Origin of the sequence: Saccharibacillus sp. WB 17 (genome assembly GCF_008634075.2) — a bacterium.
GTDB lineage: Bacteria > Bacillota > Bacilli > Paenibacillales > Paenibacillaceae > Saccharibacillus > Saccharibacillus brassicae.
The window spans coordinates 80,536-97,132 of the sequence record NZ_VPFK02000011.1; the positions used below are offsets into that span (position 1 = coordinate 80,536).

Annotated in this window: 15 protein-coding genes; 2 read left to right on the forward strand and 13 right to left on the reverse strand. The window is 58.5% G+C overall.

Features of this window, described 5'->3' with window-relative positions; translation table 11 throughout:
• Positions 1-6 precede the first annotated feature (6 nt).
• From FTE24_RS03880 to FTE24_RS03900, 5 genes are all read right to left on the reverse strand, one after another.
• Entirely contained in the window at positions 7-789 is a 783-nt protein-coding gene (locus FTE24_RS03880) for a TIM barrel protein (protein ID WP_150229507.1), read from the reverse strand.
• Positions 790-987: 198 nt separating this feature from the next.
• Positions 988-1,968 (reverse strand): glycoside hydrolase family 43 protein, encoded by a 981-nt coding sequence (locus tag FTE24_RS03885; protein ID WP_150229510.1) that lies wholly within the window; start codon positions 1,966-1,968, stop codon positions 988-990.
• Positions 1,969-2,066: 98 nt separating this feature from the next.
• Positions 2,067-2,963, reverse strand: coding sequence for a carbohydrate ABC transporter permease (locus FTE24_RS03890; protein WP_141445775.1), 897 nt, complete (start codon positions 2,961-2,963; stop codon positions 2,067-2,069).
• A gap of 16 nt (positions 2,964-2,979) precedes the next feature.
• Positions 2,980-3,858: a carbohydrate ABC transporter permease gene (locus tag FTE24_RS03895; protein WP_141445777.1), complete on the reverse strand. Its 879-nt coding sequence runs from the start codon at positions 3,856-3,858 to the stop codon at positions 2,980-2,982.
• Between the two features lie 199 nt (positions 3,859-4,057).
• Entirely contained in the window at positions 4,058-5,317 is a 1,260-nt protein-coding gene (locus FTE24_RS03900; protein WP_150229511.1) for an extracellular solute-binding protein, read from the reverse strand.
• A 276-nt stretch (positions 5,318-5,593) separates the two neighbouring features.
• Between FTE24_RS03900 and FTE24_RS03905 the strand changes: the two genes are divergently transcribed.
• A complete protein-coding gene (locus FTE24_RS03905) occupies positions 5,594-6,496 on the forward strand; it encodes an ArsR/SmtB family transcription factor (RefSeq protein WP_141445781.1) in 903 nt (300 codons plus the stop codon).
• Positions 6,497-6,613: 117 nt separating this feature from the next.
• Here FTE24_RS03905 and FTE24_RS03910 read toward each other — a convergent pair whose 3' ends face one another.
• Positions 6,614-7,105, reverse strand: coding sequence for a PTS sugar transporter subunit IIA (locus FTE24_RS03910; protein WP_150229513.1), 492 nt, complete (start codon positions 7,103-7,105; stop codon positions 6,614-6,616).
• 159 nt (positions 7,106-7,264) lie between these two features.
• On the opposite strand from FTE24_RS03910, the gene FTE24_RS03915 reads away from it, so the two are divergent.
• Positions 7,265-8,074 carry a MurR/RpiR family transcriptional regulator gene (locus tag FTE24_RS03915; protein WP_150229515.1) on the forward strand — a complete coding sequence of 270 codons (810 nt, stop codon included), beginning with the start codon at positions 7,265-7,267 and terminating at the stop codon, positions 8,072-8,074.
• A 108-nt stretch (positions 8,075-8,182) separates the two neighbouring features.
• Here the strand turns inward: FTE24_RS03915 and FTE24_RS03920 are convergent, their stop codons facing one another.
• From FTE24_RS03920 to FTE24_RS03950, 7 genes are all read right to left on the reverse strand, one after another.
• On the reverse strand, positions 8,183-8,899 hold the full coding sequence (locus tag FTE24_RS03920) for a putative N-acetylmannosamine-6-phosphate 2-epimerase (protein WP_150229516.1): 717 nt from the start codon (positions 8,897-8,899) through the stop codon (positions 8,183-8,185).
• Between the two features lie 6 nt (positions 8,900-8,905).
• Positions 8,906-10,507 carry a maltose/glucose-specific PTS transporter subunit IIC gene (locus tag FTE24_RS03925; RefSeq protein ID WP_150229518.1) on the reverse strand — a complete coding sequence of 534 codons (1,602 nt, stop codon included), beginning with the start codon at positions 10,505-10,507 and terminating at the stop codon, positions 8,906-8,908.
• Between the two features lie 133 nt (positions 10,508-10,640).
• Positions 10,641-11,471: an energy-coupling factor transporter transmembrane component T family protein gene (locus FTE24_RS03930; RefSeq protein WP_150229520.1), complete on the reverse strand. Its 831-nt coding sequence runs from the start codon at positions 11,469-11,471 to the stop codon at positions 10,641-10,643.
• Entirely contained in the window at positions 11,471-13,174 is a 1,704-nt protein-coding gene (locus tag FTE24_RS03935; RefSeq protein ID WP_150229522.1) for an ABC transporter ATP-binding protein, read from the reverse strand. Before FTE24_RS03935 ends, FTE24_RS03930 begins: the two co-directional genes overlap by 1 nt.
• A 110-nt stretch (positions 13,175-13,284) precedes the next feature.
• Positions 13,285-13,842 carry an ECF-type riboflavin transporter substrate-binding protein gene (locus FTE24_RS03940; protein ID WP_150229524.1) on the reverse strand — a complete coding sequence of 186 codons (558 nt, stop codon included), beginning with the start codon at positions 13,840-13,842 and terminating at the stop codon, positions 13,285-13,287.
• 147 nt (positions 13,843-13,989) lie between these two features.
• Positions 13,990-14,661 (reverse strand): DUF1266 domain-containing protein, encoded by a 672-nt coding sequence (locus FTE24_RS03945; protein WP_150229526.1) that lies wholly within the window; start codon positions 14,659-14,661, stop codon positions 13,990-13,992.
• An 85-nt stretch (positions 14,662-14,746) separates the two neighbouring features.
• On the reverse strand, positions 14,747-16,597 hold the full coding sequence (locus FTE24_RS03950; protein ID WP_150229528.1) for a J domain-containing protein: 1,851 nt from the start codon (positions 16,595-16,597) through the stop codon (positions 14,747-14,749).

Genomic DNA, 16,597 nt, shown 5'->3' on the forward strand with positions numbered 1-16,597 from the left:
CTTCGTTTAAGATCCGATCCGTGCGAAAAAGGCGCCGCTCTCCACCATGGGGGAACAGTCGGTATGATCGCCGGTCAGATTGATCTCGAAAATATAATCTTTGCCGGCCACGAACGGCTTCACCCGCTCCCAGTCGATCAACCCCGAACCGAGCGGCAGCGAATCGTGCTTCTGCCCCATGCTGTCCACCAGATGATAATAGCGCGCGTACGGAGCCGTTCGTTCCAGCACGTCACACAGCTTGTCGTTGTCGCCCCGGAAGCCGATAAACGTATGGCTCACGTCCACGTTCAGCGGCAGCTGCAGCGGAATAATCACTTCGTCGATCAAGTGCGGATTGTTGTAGCAAAACAGCCCTTCCGTCGAATCTTCCCAGAGCAGCAGCCCGCTGTCGAAGCCCGGAATCGCCGATATCGCTTCGCGCAGCGCGATCGACGCTTCGCGTTCGGCCGGCGCCTGTCCCATGCCGACGTAATGCGCGTGCAGGACACATCTCGCGCCTTCTTCCGCGCAGATCTTCAGCAGCTCCGCCGTCGATTCCCGGTAGAAGCGGTGCATGTCCGGTTCGTCGCTCAAAATGTTCAGATACGCGCCCCGGTATTTCGACGGATGGTGCATATAGGCTCCGATGCCTCGCCGCCGCATCTCCCGGATCCGTTCCCGGATCAGGTCTGTTCGTTCCATGTCTTCTTCCGTCAAATACAGTTCCACGATCTCCGGATCGTAGTCGAGCCGATTGTGGAAACTTTTGTCGTCGATGCCGCCTTTCAGTCGTATCCCTTCCCGCATGGTTCCGTCCTCCTGCACTCTCGTGTCATTTCTCTGTAGGGTCCCGCGTTCGTGCCCGTCTTGTTATGTCGCTGTTCTTATCTTAGCGAAAAGCCGGCCCGCTGACAAAGGCAAACGCGCAAAAGCCTTTTCGCCCGGGCACGGAAGTGCCGCGGGCGAAAAGGCGGGGCGGGGTAAAACGAGGAGCGGGACGTCCGGTTACGAGCGGGCCAGCGTCTCCGCCGACGTGTCGGGTCTCGGCGTCCCGAAGTTCGGCGTACCGTCTTCGTTCCAGTGGATGACCTGCACGCGCGTATGGCGGTTCGGGTCGTACAGCGGATCGCCGACGATGTCTTTGTAGCTGCGGCCGTGGTAGACGAGCAGGTCGAGCAGGCCGTCTTCGGACACGGTGAAGCTGTTGTGCCCCGGGCCGTACTGCCCGTTCTCTTCGCAGGTGCGGAACACCGGGTTCGGCGATTTCACCCACGATTTCGGATCGAGCAGATCGCTGTTCTCGTCGGCGGTCAGCAGACCCATGCAGTAATTGTAATCGGTCGCGCTGCCGGAGAACGTCATGAAGATTCGGCCGTTCTTCTTCAGGATAGCGGCGCCTTCGTTGACGAGGAAGCCGATTTTCTCCCAGTCGTAGTCCGGCGTCGAGATGCACACCTGTTCGCCGCGCAGCGTCCACGGATTTTCCATTTCGGAGATGTACAGATTGGAGTTGCCGGCGATGTCCGGGTCTTTTTGCGCCCAGACGTAATACCTTATGCCCCGGTGTTCGAACGTCGTCGCGTCCAGCGCAAACGATTCCCATTTCGTTTTGACTTGTCCTTGTTCGATCCAATCCCCTTCCATCGGGTTATCGGAATCGTTTTCGAGAACAAACATGCGATGGTCGAACAGACCTTCCTTCGTCTCGGACGTATGGGCCGCGGCGAAGTAGACATACCATTTGCCGTCGATCGCATGAATTTCCGGTGCCCAGATATTGGCGCTCATCGGGCCGCTGTCGTGCTTGTACCAGATATTTTTGACTGTCGCTTCACGCAGTCCGGCAATCGTCTCCGATCGTCTCAGTTCGATGCGGTCGTATTCCGGCACGGAAGCGATAAAATAATAGAAGCCGTCGGTATGCTTATAGATGAAAGGATCGGCCCGCTGCTCGATAAGCGGATTGGGAAGATTGTAGGTTGTCATGGTCGGTGGCTCCTATCGGACTTGATAGGGCCGCTTTCGGACCGGCCGGGCCGGCCGAATACGGCCATTCAAGTTCTTTATATTTTGGGGTAGTCGGTTTAGCCTTTGATGCCGGAGTTCAAGTTGATGGACTGAACGAAATATTTCTGGGCGAACAGGAACAGCGCAAGCGTCGGGATAATCGCCAGAATCGCGGAGCCCATCAGCTGGCCGATCATGCGGTAGTTGCCGTAGATGTCCTGCAGCAGCAGCAGACCTGCGGTAACCGGCATTTTGTCGACGTCGGTGTACACGATGACCGGCCACAGGAAGTCGTTCCACGAACCGGTGAACGAGAACAGGGCGCAGACGATCAGAACCGGCTTGATCAGCGGCAGCATGATCGAGAAGTAGATACGGAAATCGCTGGCTCCGTCGACTTTGGCGGATTCGTCCAGATCTTTCGGGATGCCGAGCATGAACTGGCGCACGAGGAAGATGTTGCCCATGCCCGCAAGACCCGGAATGATCATCGCCCAGGACGTGTTGACCCAGCCCAAAGCGTCGATAATTTTGTACGAAGGAATCAGGTTCACGACGCCCGGGAAAAACGAGATGCCCAGCAGCGTGAAGAACAGCACGTTGCGTCCTCTGAACTGCATGCGCGAGTAGCCGTAGCCGGTCAAGGAAATGACGACGACGACTAGCAGCGTATGCGAGGTCGCGATCACGATCGAGTTGGTCAACCAGCGCAGAATCGGCGCCGTCGACGTATTTTGTAAAATCGCGGTATAATTGTCCATAATCCAGTTAACCGGCAGCAGCCGGAAACCGGTGCTGACCACTTCGGTCTGCGATCGGAACGAAGTCGTGATTCCGAACACGATCGGAATGATCCAGATCAGGCAGAGCAGCCCGAGGAATACATAGGCCACGATCTGCGAGACGCCGATTTTCGCGCGCTTGCGGCCGACGGCCAACGCGCTTTTATCCAAATCCATTACGGGGTTTGACATCATGCACTCCTCCTAATCAGTTTGCGTTGCGGTTCATGACATAATACTGCAGGGCCGAGATGATCAGAATAACGAGACCGAGCAGTACCGCCATCGCCGAAGCCATCCCCGCGATCGATTCGCCGCTGCCGAACGCGAGCTGGCGAATATACATCATCAGTACCGACGTACTCTGCTGGGGACCGCCGTCGGTCATCATCAGCGGTTGGCCGAAGACGTTGAACGCGCCGGCCGTCGTCATGACGAACGTATAGATTAACGGGAAGTTGATCGAAGGCAGCGTGATGCTGAAAAATTTGCGGATCGGACCGGCACCGTCAAGCTCGGCGGATTCGTACAGTTCTTCCGCCACTCCGCTGATCGAAGCGCGGTAGATAATCATGTTGCCGCCGATTCCGCCCCAGATCGTCAGCACGATGATCGTGAGCCAGGCGTAAGGCTGATGCGTCGCCCAGGCGATCGTGGAGCCGAAGATGTTGCTCGTGACGCCGAGCTGCTTGTTGAAGATCAGCGTGAAGATCAGCGCGGAAGCCGAGATGGAGATCAGGCCCGGCACGTAGAGTACGGATTGAATAAACGTTTTGCCTTTGAGCTTTTTGTGCGAAAGCGCGACCGCGATCATCAATGGAAGAACGATGAGCGGCGGTACGGTGAACAGGACGAACAACAGCGTATTTTTCAATCCGTTAAAAAACTGCGTATGGAACGTCGACGACGTGTCGAACAGGATGGTGCTGTAGTTGGAAAACCCTACCCAGTTCGGCGAACCGGCCAGATTCCACTGCGTGAACGAAGCGTAAATGCCGTAAAGCGTCGGAATGACGATGAAGACCAGGAACAAGATCAAATGCGGTCCCACGAATAAGGCGGGCGCCAGATTCAGCTTTTTTTTCATAGGCTTTCAGTTCTCCTCTCAAGACTGCTGCGGATCGGCGATCCGACTTCAAGGCCGTGCGGACCATCGCCGCCGGCTGCGGAAAAAGCGACCTGCCGGCAAAGGCAGGTCTCTTCTTCGCTTGCCTTCGGCTTGCTTGATCGGCTCGAATGTCGGCATGGCTCGCCATGCTTTGGAGCAACGTTCAGACGGCGAAAGCTTATTCGCCGGACTTTGCGGCGGCTCCGCCCAACTCCGCGATCTTGTCTTCGACTTCTTTTTGCATCGTCTTCAGACCTTCGTCGATATCGAGATTGCCCCGTACGAGGTCGCCGACATACTTGTCGACCGCTTCCGCGATATACGGATAGTATTCGTACGTATAGATGTAGAGCGATTCGATCTCTTTCTCGTCCTGCGTGAAGAACGACTGCATGTATTTCGAAAATTCCGGGCTGTCCACGACCTGCTTGCTCGCGGGAATCTGGCCGGCTTTGGCCCATTCGACCGAGTTCTCGCGAATGAATTCGAGGAAGGACGCGATGCCCTGCTCTTTCTCGTCAAGACGCTGTTCGTTGTTGAACATGGCGAACAAGTGGGACGAAGAACGGTTGGTGAACTTGTCCGGGCTGACGGAGTACACGTTCGTCACGCCGAAGTTAAGCGTCTCGACCGAAGCGTGCGACGTCGAGCTCCACGTACCGTCCGTCGAGAACAGGACGTTGCCGGATTGGAACATCAGGTAGCCGTCTTCGCCGAACGGAGTCATCAGGCCGGCGTCGTTGATCTTCTTGACGTCTTCGATCGCCGTCTTGAATTCCGGCGTGTCGACCGCGGGCTTGCCGTCTTTTTGAATATCGCCGTTCAGGTTCTGGATCTGTCCGAGCATCGCCCAGCCGAGCAGCGCGTCGTTGACGACGTAATCGCCTTCGTCCAACTTACCCTGCAAGCTCAAAATCTCGTCGACCGTCACGTTGTTGTCGTCCAGGAAGCTCTCCGCACCGTACTTGGCCAGCAGGTCTTTGTTGTAGTACATCACGTTGGCGTGAATATCGAGCGGAATCGTGTACTGCGTACCGTCGATGTTGCCCGCTCCCCACGCTTGCGGCAGGAAGTTGTCTTCCTTCAGTTCTGGTTGCGCTTGCATAACCGCGGTCATCGCTTCGAGCTGGTTCTGCTTCACGTAGCCCGGTACGCGGTCGGCGTGGATGATTGCCAGATCGGGAACCCCTTTGCCGGAACTCAATACGGTCGAAATCTTCGTGTACATGTCCGCGGTGACGACATGCTTCACCTTGACCGCAGGGTCCGTTTCGTTATAAGCCTTGACCAGATTGTCCATATAAGCGCCGTCTTCGCCGGTCAGCGGTGTCCAGAACGTGATCGTGTTCGGATCGTTGGCGTTGCTGTTCCCGCACCCCGCAAGCAGCGATGCCGTCAATGCCACGCCCGTTACCAATGCCCCCAATTTTCTGTTCAATATTTTCTCCTCCTGTCTATGTAAACCCTTAACTTGAGTTTAGTATATCCCCAAGCTGAAAACGGTGTCAATAACTTTTTAATAAACTTAAAACAATAAATATCATCTTGATTAACTTATATGTTTACTTAATTTTCGAATGTAACCGCTATTTCGGATAGAAGGTACTACATTTATTAATTTATATACACGTTAATAACCTTTATGGTATTATTAACATCACCATAGGCCCTAAAGGCTGCTTAATGAAACCAAGCGAAAGAAGTGGGATAACAGATGCAGTTGGAAATCGATCACTCCTCCCTTGTCGTGTACGAAGCGCTGGCCAGCGATGTTCGAATCAAAATCATTCAGCTGCTGTCCAAAAACAAAATGAATATCAAGGAATTGGCGGCCGAACTCAAAATCAGCAGCCCAATCGTGATCAAGCACATCAAGAAACTCGAAGACGCCGGCATTATCAAAACGGAAAAAGTGCCGGGCAAATCGGGACTGCAAAAGCTGTCCATTCTCAAAGTCGACCATATCGAAATCAATTTTCCCAAAAAGATTTTCCATTCGTTCGATTCGTACGAGACGTCGGTGCCGGTCGGCCACTACACCGATTTCGACCTCAAGCCGACGTGCGGACTCGCTTCGGACAAAGACTTTATCGGCCCGGTCGACGAGCCGAAGTATTTTATGGACCCGAAACGGATGGACGCGGAGATTTTGTGGTTCACGCAGGGCTTCGTGCAGTACAATGTGGCGAATTTCCTCAAAAAAGAAGAAAAGCTCCAGCAGTTCGAGATCAGCATGGAGCTGTCGTCCGAATTCCCGTTCTCCAACGACGTCTGGCCGTCCGACCTGACGTTCACGCTGAACGGGATCGAACTCGGCACGTGGACGAGCCCCGGCGACTTCGCCGACACGCGCGGCAAGCTCACCCCCGACTGGTGGCCGCATAACCTCAACCAATACGGCCTGCTCAAAACGATCCGCATTACCGGCCACGGCACGTACGTCGACGGCGATCCGATGTCCGACGTCTCGATCGCCGATCTCGATACGAGCTGCGACCGCTGGACGCTGCGGATCGAAGTCAAGGAAGACGCCAAAAACGTCGGCGGCGCGACGATCTTCGGCAAAAAGTTCGGCAACCACAATCAGGACATTTTGTTCAAAATGTATTATTTGTAAGCAGATGCCCGGGTACGGGCGATACGCACGCCAAAATCTCCGTTTCCCTGTAGTGGGAAACGGAGATTTTTTGTTTGTTTTGATTTAATTTGCAGATTTGTCCAACTTTTCAGGCGTTTAAGCCAAATGGACGCGGATCAGCGATTCCCCGTCCGCTTCGGGCTGCAGCACTTCGACTTCTTTGACCGCGTCCAGACCGTCCGGCACGATAAACGGCGTGACGACGGAGTATCCGGCCGCCTCAATGAACGGAATATCGAATTCCAGCAGCAGTTGGCCGCGCTTCACGGAGTCGCCCGTTTTGACATGCGCTTTGAAGCCTTCGCCTTTGAGCGCAACGGTGTCCATGCCGACATGGATCAGCAGCTGCACGCCGGAGACATGTTCCAGCAGAACGGCATGGTTGCTTTTGGCCATCAGATGCGCGACCGTTCCTTCGAACGGCGCCACGACCTGCCCCGCCAAAGGCTCTACCGCAAGCCCGTCTCCCATGGCGCCGGAAGCGAAAGCTTCGTCGGGCACTTCCGACAAGCGCAGAACGCGGCCCGATACCGGCGGTACGATCTCCAATACGCCGGCGGATTGTGGTTTGCTTTTTCGTCCAAACATGATGTAGACCTCCCTATCCTTTTCGTTGTTTGATCCAGGCTTCAATTGCCCCGCTTGCCTGCCGCGTTTTATAATGGGAATAACGGGGCGACCGACAATCCGATTTTTTGTCAACATTCGTTGATTCCCATATTTACTATCCATAGAGGAGGACCTTGCATGGCACTTGGCGCGCTCGACGAACTTCAACTGAACTATCAGCAGCTTTCTGCCAAAGAAAAAGAGATCGCCGATTACGTAATTCGTCACAAAAGTTCGATCCCGAATATCAACATCCGCGATTTGTCCACGTTGACGCAGGCTTCCATGTCCACGATTACGCGCTTCTGTCGAAAGATCGGCTTCGCAAGCTTCGTCGATTTCAAGATTGCGCTCAGCCGGGAAGCCGAAGCGCCAAGCGGCGAGATGAACTTTTTCGCCCGGACGCAGCATATTTATAACGAAATCATTAACGCGACCACCGAGCTGATCCGACCGGACATGATCGAAGAAGTCGTGCGGCTTATTCGGCGCGCCAAGCGCGTATACGTGTACGGCCTCGGCAACTCCGGCTTCTCCGCGCTGGAATTCAAATACCGGCTGATGCGGATGAATATTCCGATCGATGCCGTCACCGATCCGCATATGATGCGGATGAACGCTTGCCTCATGAACGAGCACGACCTGGTTATCGGGCTGTCCAACTCGGGGCGCACCGAGGAAGTCAATATCGGGCTGCGCCAAGCCAAAAGCCTCGGCGCCACGATCATCGGAATCACGAATTTCGACCGGACTCCATTGACCGAGACGACGGATCTGTGTCTGTTCACGCCGGCGCTGCAGCGAATCGGAGACGTCCCTTTTATTAACAGCCAGCTTGCGATCATCTACGTGCTCGACATGGTATCGATGCTGCTGCTCGAAGACGAAGCGCTGCTCGAAGCTAGGCAGCGGACGATCTCCGCGCTGAATCTGTCCACCCCGAAGTAACAGGGCTTCCTCTATCCCATCGCATACCAATCGCATAGATACGCCAAGCGACAGAACAGGAGCGGTTCTGCCGCTTGTTTGGGTTGGATTCGGTGCCACACCTATCCGTCAAGAGAGGGTCGACGATACGGTTCCCCTGCGCTTCATTCCTGCCACGAACCGTTCCGTGATCTGCTGCGGACGCGTGATCGCGCCGCCCACGACGACGCTGTACACGCCGATCTCCAGACATCGCGCCGCCATCTCCGGCGTCAGGATGTTTCCTTCCGCCACGATCGGCGTCCCGATTTCCCGCACCATCTCTTTTAAAATCGCAAAGTCGTCCGCATACAGCTTCTGTCCCCGCGTCGCTTCCGTATATCCGACGAGCGTAGCCGACACGAGGTCGAACCCGAGCCGCTGCGCTTCGATCCCTTCGCGCACGTTCGACACGTCGGCCATGAGCAGAAGATTGGGGTAGCTGGCCCGGATACGGCGAACGAGCACTTCCAGCGTCATCCCGTCCGGGCGCGGACGGGACGTGGCATCGAGCGCCACGATTTCGCAGCCTGTCGCGACCAGTTCGTCCACTTCTTTGAGCGTCGGCGTAATGAAGACCGGATGGGTGCCGTAATTGCGCTTCACGATGCCGATGACCGGCAGATCGACGCACCGCCGAATCTCGGCCACGTCCTCCGTCGTATTGGCGCGGATGCCGGCCGCTCCTCCCTGCTTGGCCGCCACGGCCATTTTGCCCATGATCTCCGAACCGTGCAGCGGTTCGTCCTCCAACGCCTGGCACGATACGATCAGGCGCCCTTCAAGTCCCAAAGTTTCCAGTTTCACTTGAGTTCACTCCGTTTCCATATATTCTTCGATCTCGTTTTTGATAACGCTGACCTGCGGACCGTAGATGACCTGCACGCCGCTGCCGTTCACGAATACACCTTTGGCTCCGGTCGTTTTGAGCCGGTCTTGATCGACGCGCTGCGGATCGTTGACCGATACCCGCAGCCTTGTCGCGCAGCAGTCCAAATCTTTGATATTATCCATCCCGCCGAGCGCGTCGAGGATCGTTTTCGAACGCGGCTGTGCCGCAGGGTCGCCTTGCGCCCTCACCGGCTTCGGTGCCGCCGTATCGGCGGAAGCTGCGTTGACTTCTCCCGTACCGACGTCCGCTGCGCCTTCTTCTTCGCGTCCCGGCGTTTTGAGGTTGAATTTGCGAATCAGGAACCGGAACGTGAAATAGTACAGGCCGAACCAGACGACTCCGATCATCGGCACGTAGATCCAATGGGTTCTCGCTTCGCCCTGAAGAATGCCGAACAGGATAAAGTCGATCAGTCCGCCGGAGAACGTCTGCCCGATCGTAATCTCGAACATATGGGCCAGCATAAACGCAAGTCCGTCGAACGCCGCATGAATCACGTACAGGAACGGTGCGACGAACAGGAACGAGAATTCGAGCGGTTCCGTAATGCCGGTCAAAAACGACGTCAGCGCCGCGGACAGCATCAGCCCGCCGACCACTTTTTTCTTCTCGGGCCGCGCGGTGTGGTAAATAGCCAACGCGGCGCCGAGCAGGCCGAACATCATCGTAATGAACCGACCGGACATGAAGCGCGACGTGCCGCTGAAGAATGTGGTCGTGCCTGGATCGCCGAGCTGCGCGAAGAAAATATTTTGCGTGCCTTCATACACTTTGCCCGAAACTTCGAGCGTGCCGCCGAGCCCCGTCTGCCAAAATGGAAGATAGAAAATATGGTGCAGGCCGAGCGGCCCGAGCATCCGCAGGAAAAAGCCGTAAAACAAAGTGCCCACGTACCCGGTCGCATCCACGATACTGCCCAGACCCATAATGCCGAGCTGGATCGTCGGCCAAATCAGATACATCAAAATGCCGACGAAAATTGCCGCAAACGACGAAACGATCGGAATAAAGCGCGAGCCGCCGAAAAATCCGAGAAACTGCGGCAGTTCGATCTTGTTGTACCGATTATGCAGGAAAGCGGTCACAAGACCGATGACGATGCCGCCCAGTACGCCCGTTTGCAGCGATTGAATGCCCAGTACCAGGCCCTGCCCGGAAGCGGCAAGCTGATCCGCGACCAGCTGCCCCGAGTTGGCCAACATCGCATTGATCGAAGCGTTCATGACCAGATAAGCGAGCGCTGCCGCGAGGCCGACCGTGCCTTTGTCTGAACGCGCCAGGCCGACTGCAACCCCGATCGCGAAGATCAGCGCCAGGTTGTCGAACACGATGCTGACCGCGCTGCTCATTACCGTGAACACATGCTGCAGCCAGGCGATTTGCAGCAGCGGATACGTCTGAATCGTATTGGGGTTGGACAGCGCCCCGCCTACGCCGAGCAGCAGACCCGCCGCCGGCAAAACGGCAATAGGCAGCATAAAGGATTTACCGAACCGCTGGGCTTTCTCGAAAAAAGTTTTCATTCTTTTCTCACCACCAGAAATTATTTTCTTTTAAATATACGTTTAGAAAATAGTTTTCGTCAAGGTCCATTTTGGGAAAAGAGTTTACGACAAAAAAAGAAGCTGTCGGCTTGGCCGACAGCTTCTGTACGCATTAATCGAAAATCGTATAAAACCGCGATCCGTCCCAGAACGTAATCGTGAACGCGGCGGCCGAGATCAGCACAGCGCAGATCAGGACAAGAATGTCCCGGCGCGTGAGCGGACGGCTGCGGTACCAGGTGCGGCGTCGACTGCGGCCGAAGCCGCGCAGTTCCAATGCCGCGCTGACTTTCTCGATCCGCTCAAGCGTCGCCAGCACGAGCGGCAGCAGGATGGCGCCCATGTTTTTCAAGCGGCGGCCCAGCTTCTCTTTGCGCGACAAATCGATGCCGCGAGCCTGCGCCGCCGTCGAAATATGCATGAACTCCTGCTGCACGTCGGGAATGTAGCGCATCGTAAGCGAGATCGCGTACGCGATCTTGTACGGTACGCCGACGCGATTGAGCGAAGACGCGAATTCGCTCGGCTCGGTCGCCAGCAGGAACAGCAGCGCCGGCGGAACGACCACGGCGAACTTCAACAGCACGTTGAACTGGTAGAACAGCTGCTCGGCCGTCAGCGTATAGCGTCCGGCGATCGGCAGCAGTTCATGCCGCGTGCCGTAGATCTGCACGCCCTGCTCGGGCGCGAACAGGAAGATCGCCAGTTGGTTCATGACGGAGAAGATCAGGATCAGGTACAGCACAAACGAATACTGCTTGAACGGCACTTTGGACCAGGCGAACATGGACAGCGACAAGACGAGCAGCGCCAGCAGACAGCGTGTGTCGTAGATAACCATGCCCGTGATCGAAAGCAGCAGGAACACGGACAGTTTGGTGACGCCGTTCAGCCGATGGACCGGCGATCCGGTATCGGAATAAGCCAACAATTTGACGGCCATCAGTTCGGTCTCCCCCTGTCCGTGCGTATGAAACGGGCGACGAATTGTTCTTCCGGACGAATGCCGACGCGCCGGGCCAGACGGTGCAGCGACGTCTCGTGCAGATGCGCTTCCTCCATCAGGGCGGCGTCGCCGAGAATGCGGGCCGGCACGTCTTCGGCAATCTTGCGCCCTTCGGACAAAATGACCGCGCGCTGCCCGTATTCGAGCATCAGATGCATATCGTGCGTGATCATAATAAGCGTCATGCCCTGCGCATTCAATTTCGTCAAAAATCGCATCATATCGTTATAATGCCGGAAATCCTGACCGGCCGTCGGCTCGTCGAGAATGAGGATCTCCGGGCGCAGCACGAGGATCGAAGCGATTGTCGCGCGCTTCTTCTGCCCGTAGCTGAGCGCGGACAGCGGCCAGCTGCGAAACGGATACAGCCCGCAGACACGCAGCGTCTCGTGCACCCGTTCGCGAATCTCGGCTTCCGGCACTCCGCGGTTCACGAGCCCAAGCGCCACTTCGTCGTACAGCATCGGCTTCGAGAGCATATGGTTCGGATTCTGCATGACGAACCCGATCCGGTCCGCGCGCTCGCGAATCGTATCGCCGGACAGGTCGCGGCCGTCCAGACGGATCGAACCGGACAGCGGCTTGTGGAACCCGCAGATCAGGCGCGAAATGGTCGATTTGCCCGCCCCGTTGCGGCCGGCGATGCACAAGATTTCGCCCCGGCCGACGGTCAGCGAGACGTCTTCGAGCACGGGACGCTTCGCCTCGTAGCCAAAAGTCAGATGCTCGATTTCCAGCAGCGGTTCCGGGCGCGCCGGCTCGGTTACGGCCGCGTTCGCTTCGTGCCAGCGAAGAAGCGGCTCCGCCGCTTCGCCCAAGTCGATCGTGTCCACGCTGCGCGGACGGATCGCGGGAGACAGCGTGCAGCCGGCGTAGCGCAGCGCGGACAGATGCAGCGGTTCGCGGATACCGGCTTCCCGCAGCACATTCGAAGCCAGCAGTTCATCGGGCGGCAGGTCCGAGACGATGCGCCCTTCGTCGATGACGATGATCCGGTCGACCGGGCAGTGCAGCACTTCTTCCAGCCGATGCTCGACGATCAGGATCGTCCGGCCGGATTGACGGTGCAGCCGATCGATCAGCTCGATCGTCGCCCGGCCGGCCTGCGGATCGAGGCTGGCCAGCGGCTCGTCGAACAGCAGAATCGGCGCGCCGCCGACCAGTCCTCCGGCAAGCGTCGTCTTCTGCTTTTGCCCGCCGGACAGCTCCTGCGGCGACGCGTTCAGGAAGTCCGCGAACTCGACTTCTTCAGCCGCTTCCCGGACGCGCCGCAGCATCTCGGCATGGCCGATCCCGTCGTTTTCCAACTTAAAAGCGATATCTTCGGCAACGGTCAGCCCCACGAACTGTCCGTCCGGGTCCTGAAGCACCGTGCCGATCATATCGGACAGCTCCGCGATGCCGGAACCCGAAACGTCCTCGCCCATGATACGGAGCGAACCGTAATGTTCTCCCGGATAAAAATGCGGCGCCAGCCCGTTGATGCAGTGCGCAAGCGTGCTTTTGCCCGATCCGGACGGACCGACAATCAGCACTTTTTCCCCTTCGCGAATCGTCAAGCTGATCTCGTGCAGCGTCGGTTCGCTCTGCGCGCGGTATTGAAACGTAAAACGATCGAATTCGATCACCGGTTTTGTCATGGCTTTCCTTTCTCTGTTGCAATCTTTTCCTTCAAGCGGTTCGGACAAACGAAAAAGCCGGCTGCATGCACCGGCTTTTCCAAGCTTGCTTCTTCTCCAATTTTCACATGCTAGCCTTCCCGCGTCAAGCTTCCGCGCTTCGTACGCGTTTTGGCGTAGGCGACCGCCAGCAGCGTGCCGAGAATCGCCACGATGACCATGTTCATGGCGCCCGCCGCGAGTCCCTGCGTGAACACTTTTGTGGCCGGTTCCGCATAGATGACGACGTCCAGTGCCGGCGCGACGAGGAACCAGCCGACCGCGTTCGCGACGATCTGCGCGATATTGAACCGCACTATCTCTTTGGCGCCGAATTCGCCTTCGTGAATCCGGATGCCGCGCGTCAGCAGGCCGATCAGCAGACCGACGACGCCGGACGCGATAATCCAGCTGAACCACGGCCCGAACGACAGCAGATCCGCCACGGTGTGGCCGATCAAGCCGATCAGCAGGCCCGCCCACGGTCCGTACAGCAGCGCGAACAGCGCAAGAATCGCGTAGTTCGTCTGTAAATTGGTGTTCGGAATGCCGGTCGGAATCGAACCGAACCGCGCCAACACGACGAACAAAGCCGCTCCGATCCCGATCGCGACGATCGTTTTAACCGAAAACCCTGTTGAAGCTTGCATAACTACCCCTCTTTTCTCGTATAAACATGCAAAATGATCGGCCGAACCGGCCTTCTTTGCGTTGATTATACCGGGAGACAAGCCGCAAAGCTACCGTTATTGAAACAAAATTTCCGGTTTTGCAACAGGAAACGATCGGCGCCGATCCTACTCCGGCAGCGCCGGAGGTTCGGGCAGCACGATATCCCATTCCAGCTCCCGCCACGGACTGTTTTTGCCGGTCAGCAGCCTGCGCAGCTGTTCCAGATTGAGCTCGGACCTTTCTTCGGACAAATCTTCCTCGCCGTACTGCTTGCCCGCCATGTAGGCGACCGCGTAATCGGGCCAGCTTCGGTAAGAGAACCGGACGCGTACGGCATTGTGCAGCAGATACGCGTTCTCTTCGTTCTCCCCGATATGGCCGGCCAATCGCGCGCAGCGGATATGGAACGCCAACTGCCCCAGATCCCAGGCAGCGATGCCCGCGGGCGGCAGCCGGTCCATATACTGATTGACCGTATACACGAAGCGGTAGCGATCGCTGTCCGCCGGCAGACTGTCCACGTACGCGCGCCGCTCCGAGAGTGTCAGTCCGGCGAGAAGCAGGCGAATCTGCTGAAACCCGGGATTGTATACGCCGGCCCAGACCCGCTCGGCCATATCCCGGACGCCGGACGCATCGCGGATGTTCCCCTGCGCGGCGAGCAGGCCGGCGGCGTCGAACCGGGCTTTGGCGCATTCGTACACCCCGTACGGAGGCTTCGCTTTGTATCGTTCGAATAACGGGCCACCGAGCGCGGTCGCCCATTGCAGCGCTCTGCGATACGAATAATCGTCCATCTCTCCATCCTCCCGTTCTCGTCCAGCCTGTCTGTCTTTTCTATTCTGGCTGTCTTGCTTATCCTGCCTAACTTGCCTATTTTACCTATTCGGCCTGCCGTCCCAGCTGCGCCAGGCACTCCGCCCGCGCCTGCAGGATCGCCTCGCTATCCGGCGCATAGCGCAGGCGGCGATCGAAATCTTCGATCGCTTCCGCATACCGCCGCAGCCGCTGCAGCGCCAGGCCCCGCCCCGCGCTATAAGCGCTGTCCGGCTTGCTGTGCAGCGCCCGGCCGTAATGCTCGGCCGCTTGTTCGAATCGGCCCGCTTCGAACGCGCAGCGGCCCAGCGCCGCCTGCAGCTCCGGCCGATCGGGGCCGAGCGCCGCCGCGCGGCGCAGATCGCGTTCCGCAGCCGCCGCGTCCCCGGCTTCAATCCGGTACAACCCGCGATGCAGATACGCGTCATAGCCGCTTTGCCCCGCCGCTTCCGCCAGCTCGACCGCTTCGTCGAACCGCGCCGCGCCTTCGCCGCCGCGCCCCAGCTTCCGCAGCGCCCGGCCGAGCAGCGTCTTCATGCCGCTGCTCCAGCCGTAGAGCGGCGCTTCGGTCAGCAGCCGTTCGCATTCGGCGTACCGCGCAAGGCCAAGCAGCAGTTCTCCTGCAGCCGCGCGCGCTTCGCGGTCTCCCGGATACCGCTTCAGCACCGCAAGCTGCCGCTCCAACTGCTGCTCCTGCAGTTCCAGCAGCCGGATGCGCAGCTCGATATCGGACGGCTCCAGCAGCAGCGCCAGCTCGCACGCCTGAACCGATTCCCCGAATCGTTCCAGCTCGCGGTAGCAGCGCGCAAGGCCAAGCAGCGCGTGCGCGTCGTTTGGCAGCAGATCGAGCGCCTGCCGATACCGCTCCAGCGCGTCGGCGGCGCGCCCGCTCTCCAGCATCAGGTCGGCGAGGCGCATCAGGGCGTCGCGCTCGCGCGGATACCGGCCAACGAGGGACGCCCAGTCGATCTCGGCTTTGTCGTCGCGGCCCATCAGATGCAGCGTCGTCGCGCGCAGCCGCAGCAGATCCGGATCTCCGGCGAACAAATCGAACGCCGCGTCGAAATCGTCCAGCGCTTCTTCCAGCTGGCCGGTACGCAGCCGGGCGGCTCCGCGGCTGCGCAGCCCGAGGAATCCGTCCTGGTCGAACGCCCGGCTGACGGGCACATACGTCAGGCGCAGTTCCGACGGCTGGGCGATCGAATCCAGCACAAAAGCGGCAAAACCGGGCGGAACGAGGCGCGACAGCCCGATCTCGTCGCCGGTCCAATCGAAGATCGTATCCAGCATGCGCCACACCGCCCGCGGCAAATACGGATGTTCCGCCAGAAAAGCGAGCAGCGGCGGCTGGCATGCCTGCCGGAACGACAGCTCGCGCAGCCGTTCATCGTGCAGCAGCTCCTGCCAGAGGTCCGGCCGTATCCGGCGGGCATAGTCGTCGTAGAGATCTTCGCACCGGCGGATCAGAGCCGCCGTCTCGGCGGCAAGCGTACCTGCTGCCGCGCCGGAGCCTGCGGGCTGCGCGCGATCGCGAGGGTCCGCATTCGGGCGCGGATACGGAGGCGGAGGCGGCGTGCGGTCCCCGCCTTGCTGCCGGGCCGCGGCATCGCGTTCGCCGCGCGCGGCTCCGGGAAGTTCCGCTTCTTCGTCGGCGCGGCGGCGACGGGCCGAACGGTCGGCCTGCCCCCACAGCGGCGACTCGGCGGCGGCTCCGGCAGCAGCCCCGCCGCTCCCCGCCGTCTGTTCCGGCGTCAGCGTCCTGGCCTGTTCCAACGCTTCTCCGTAAGCTTCCCGCAGACGCTGGAAAGCTTCGGGATCGTCTTCCGGGTGCGTGACTTTGAGCAGCGCGGCGTAAGCACGCTTGATCGCCCGCGCATCGTTCGTCGGCGCAATGCCGAGTATCCGCCAAATGCCCAT

Excerpts from the sequence above, each read along its gene's own strand:
- FTE24_RS03885 (WP_150229510.1), bottom strand. The coding sequence starts at position 1,968 with ATGACAACCTACAATCTTCCCAATCCGCTTATCGAGCAGCGGGCCGAT.
- FTE24_RS03895 (WP_141445777.1), bottom strand. The coding sequence starts at position 3,858 with ATGAAAAAAAAGCTGAATCTGGCGCCCGCCTTATTCGTGGGACCGCAT.
- FTE24_RS03945 (WP_150229526.1), bottom strand. The coding sequence starts at position 14,661 with ATGGACGATTATTCGTATCGCAGAGCGCTGCAATGGGCGACCGCGCTC.
- FTE24_RS03925 (WP_150229518.1), bottom strand. The coding sequence starts at position 10,507 with ATGAAAACTTTTTTCGAGAAAGCCCAGCGGTTCGGTAAATCCTTTATG.
- FTE24_RS03910 (WP_150229513.1), bottom strand. The coding sequence starts at position 7,105 with ATGTTTGGACGAAAAAGCAAACCACAATCCGCCGGCGTATTGGAGATC.
- FTE24_RS03890 (WP_141445775.1), bottom strand. The coding sequence starts at position 2,963 with ATGTCAAACCCCGTAATGGATTTGGATAAAAGCGCGTTGGCCGTCGGC.
- FTE24_RS03930 (WP_150229520.1), bottom strand. The coding sequence starts at position 11,471 with ATGGCCGTCAAATTGTTGGCTTATTCCGATACCGGATCGCCGGTCCAT.
- FTE24_RS03905 (WP_141445781.1), top strand. The coding sequence starts at position 5,594 with ATGCAGTTGGAAATCGATCACTCCTCCCTTGTCGTGTACGAAGCGCTG.
- FTE24_RS03915 (WP_150229515.1), top strand. The coding sequence starts at position 7,265 with ATGGCACTTGGCGCGCTCGACGAACTTCAACTGAACTATCAGCAGCTT.
- FTE24_RS03950 (WP_150229528.1), bottom strand. The coding sequence starts at position 16,597 with ATGGGCATTTGGCGGATACTCGGCATTGCGCCGACGAACGATGCGCGG.
- FTE24_RS03935 (WP_150229522.1), bottom strand. The coding sequence starts at position 13,174 with ATGACAAAACCGGTGATCGAATTCGATCGTTTTACGTTTCAATACCGC.
- FTE24_RS03880 (WP_150229507.1), bottom strand. The coding sequence starts at position 789 with ATGCGGGAAGGGATACGACTGAAAGGCGGCATCGACGACAAAAGTTTC.
- FTE24_RS03940 (WP_150229524.1), bottom strand. The coding sequence starts at position 13,842 with ATGCAAGCTTCAACAGGGTTTTCGGTTAAAACGATCGTCGCGATCGGG.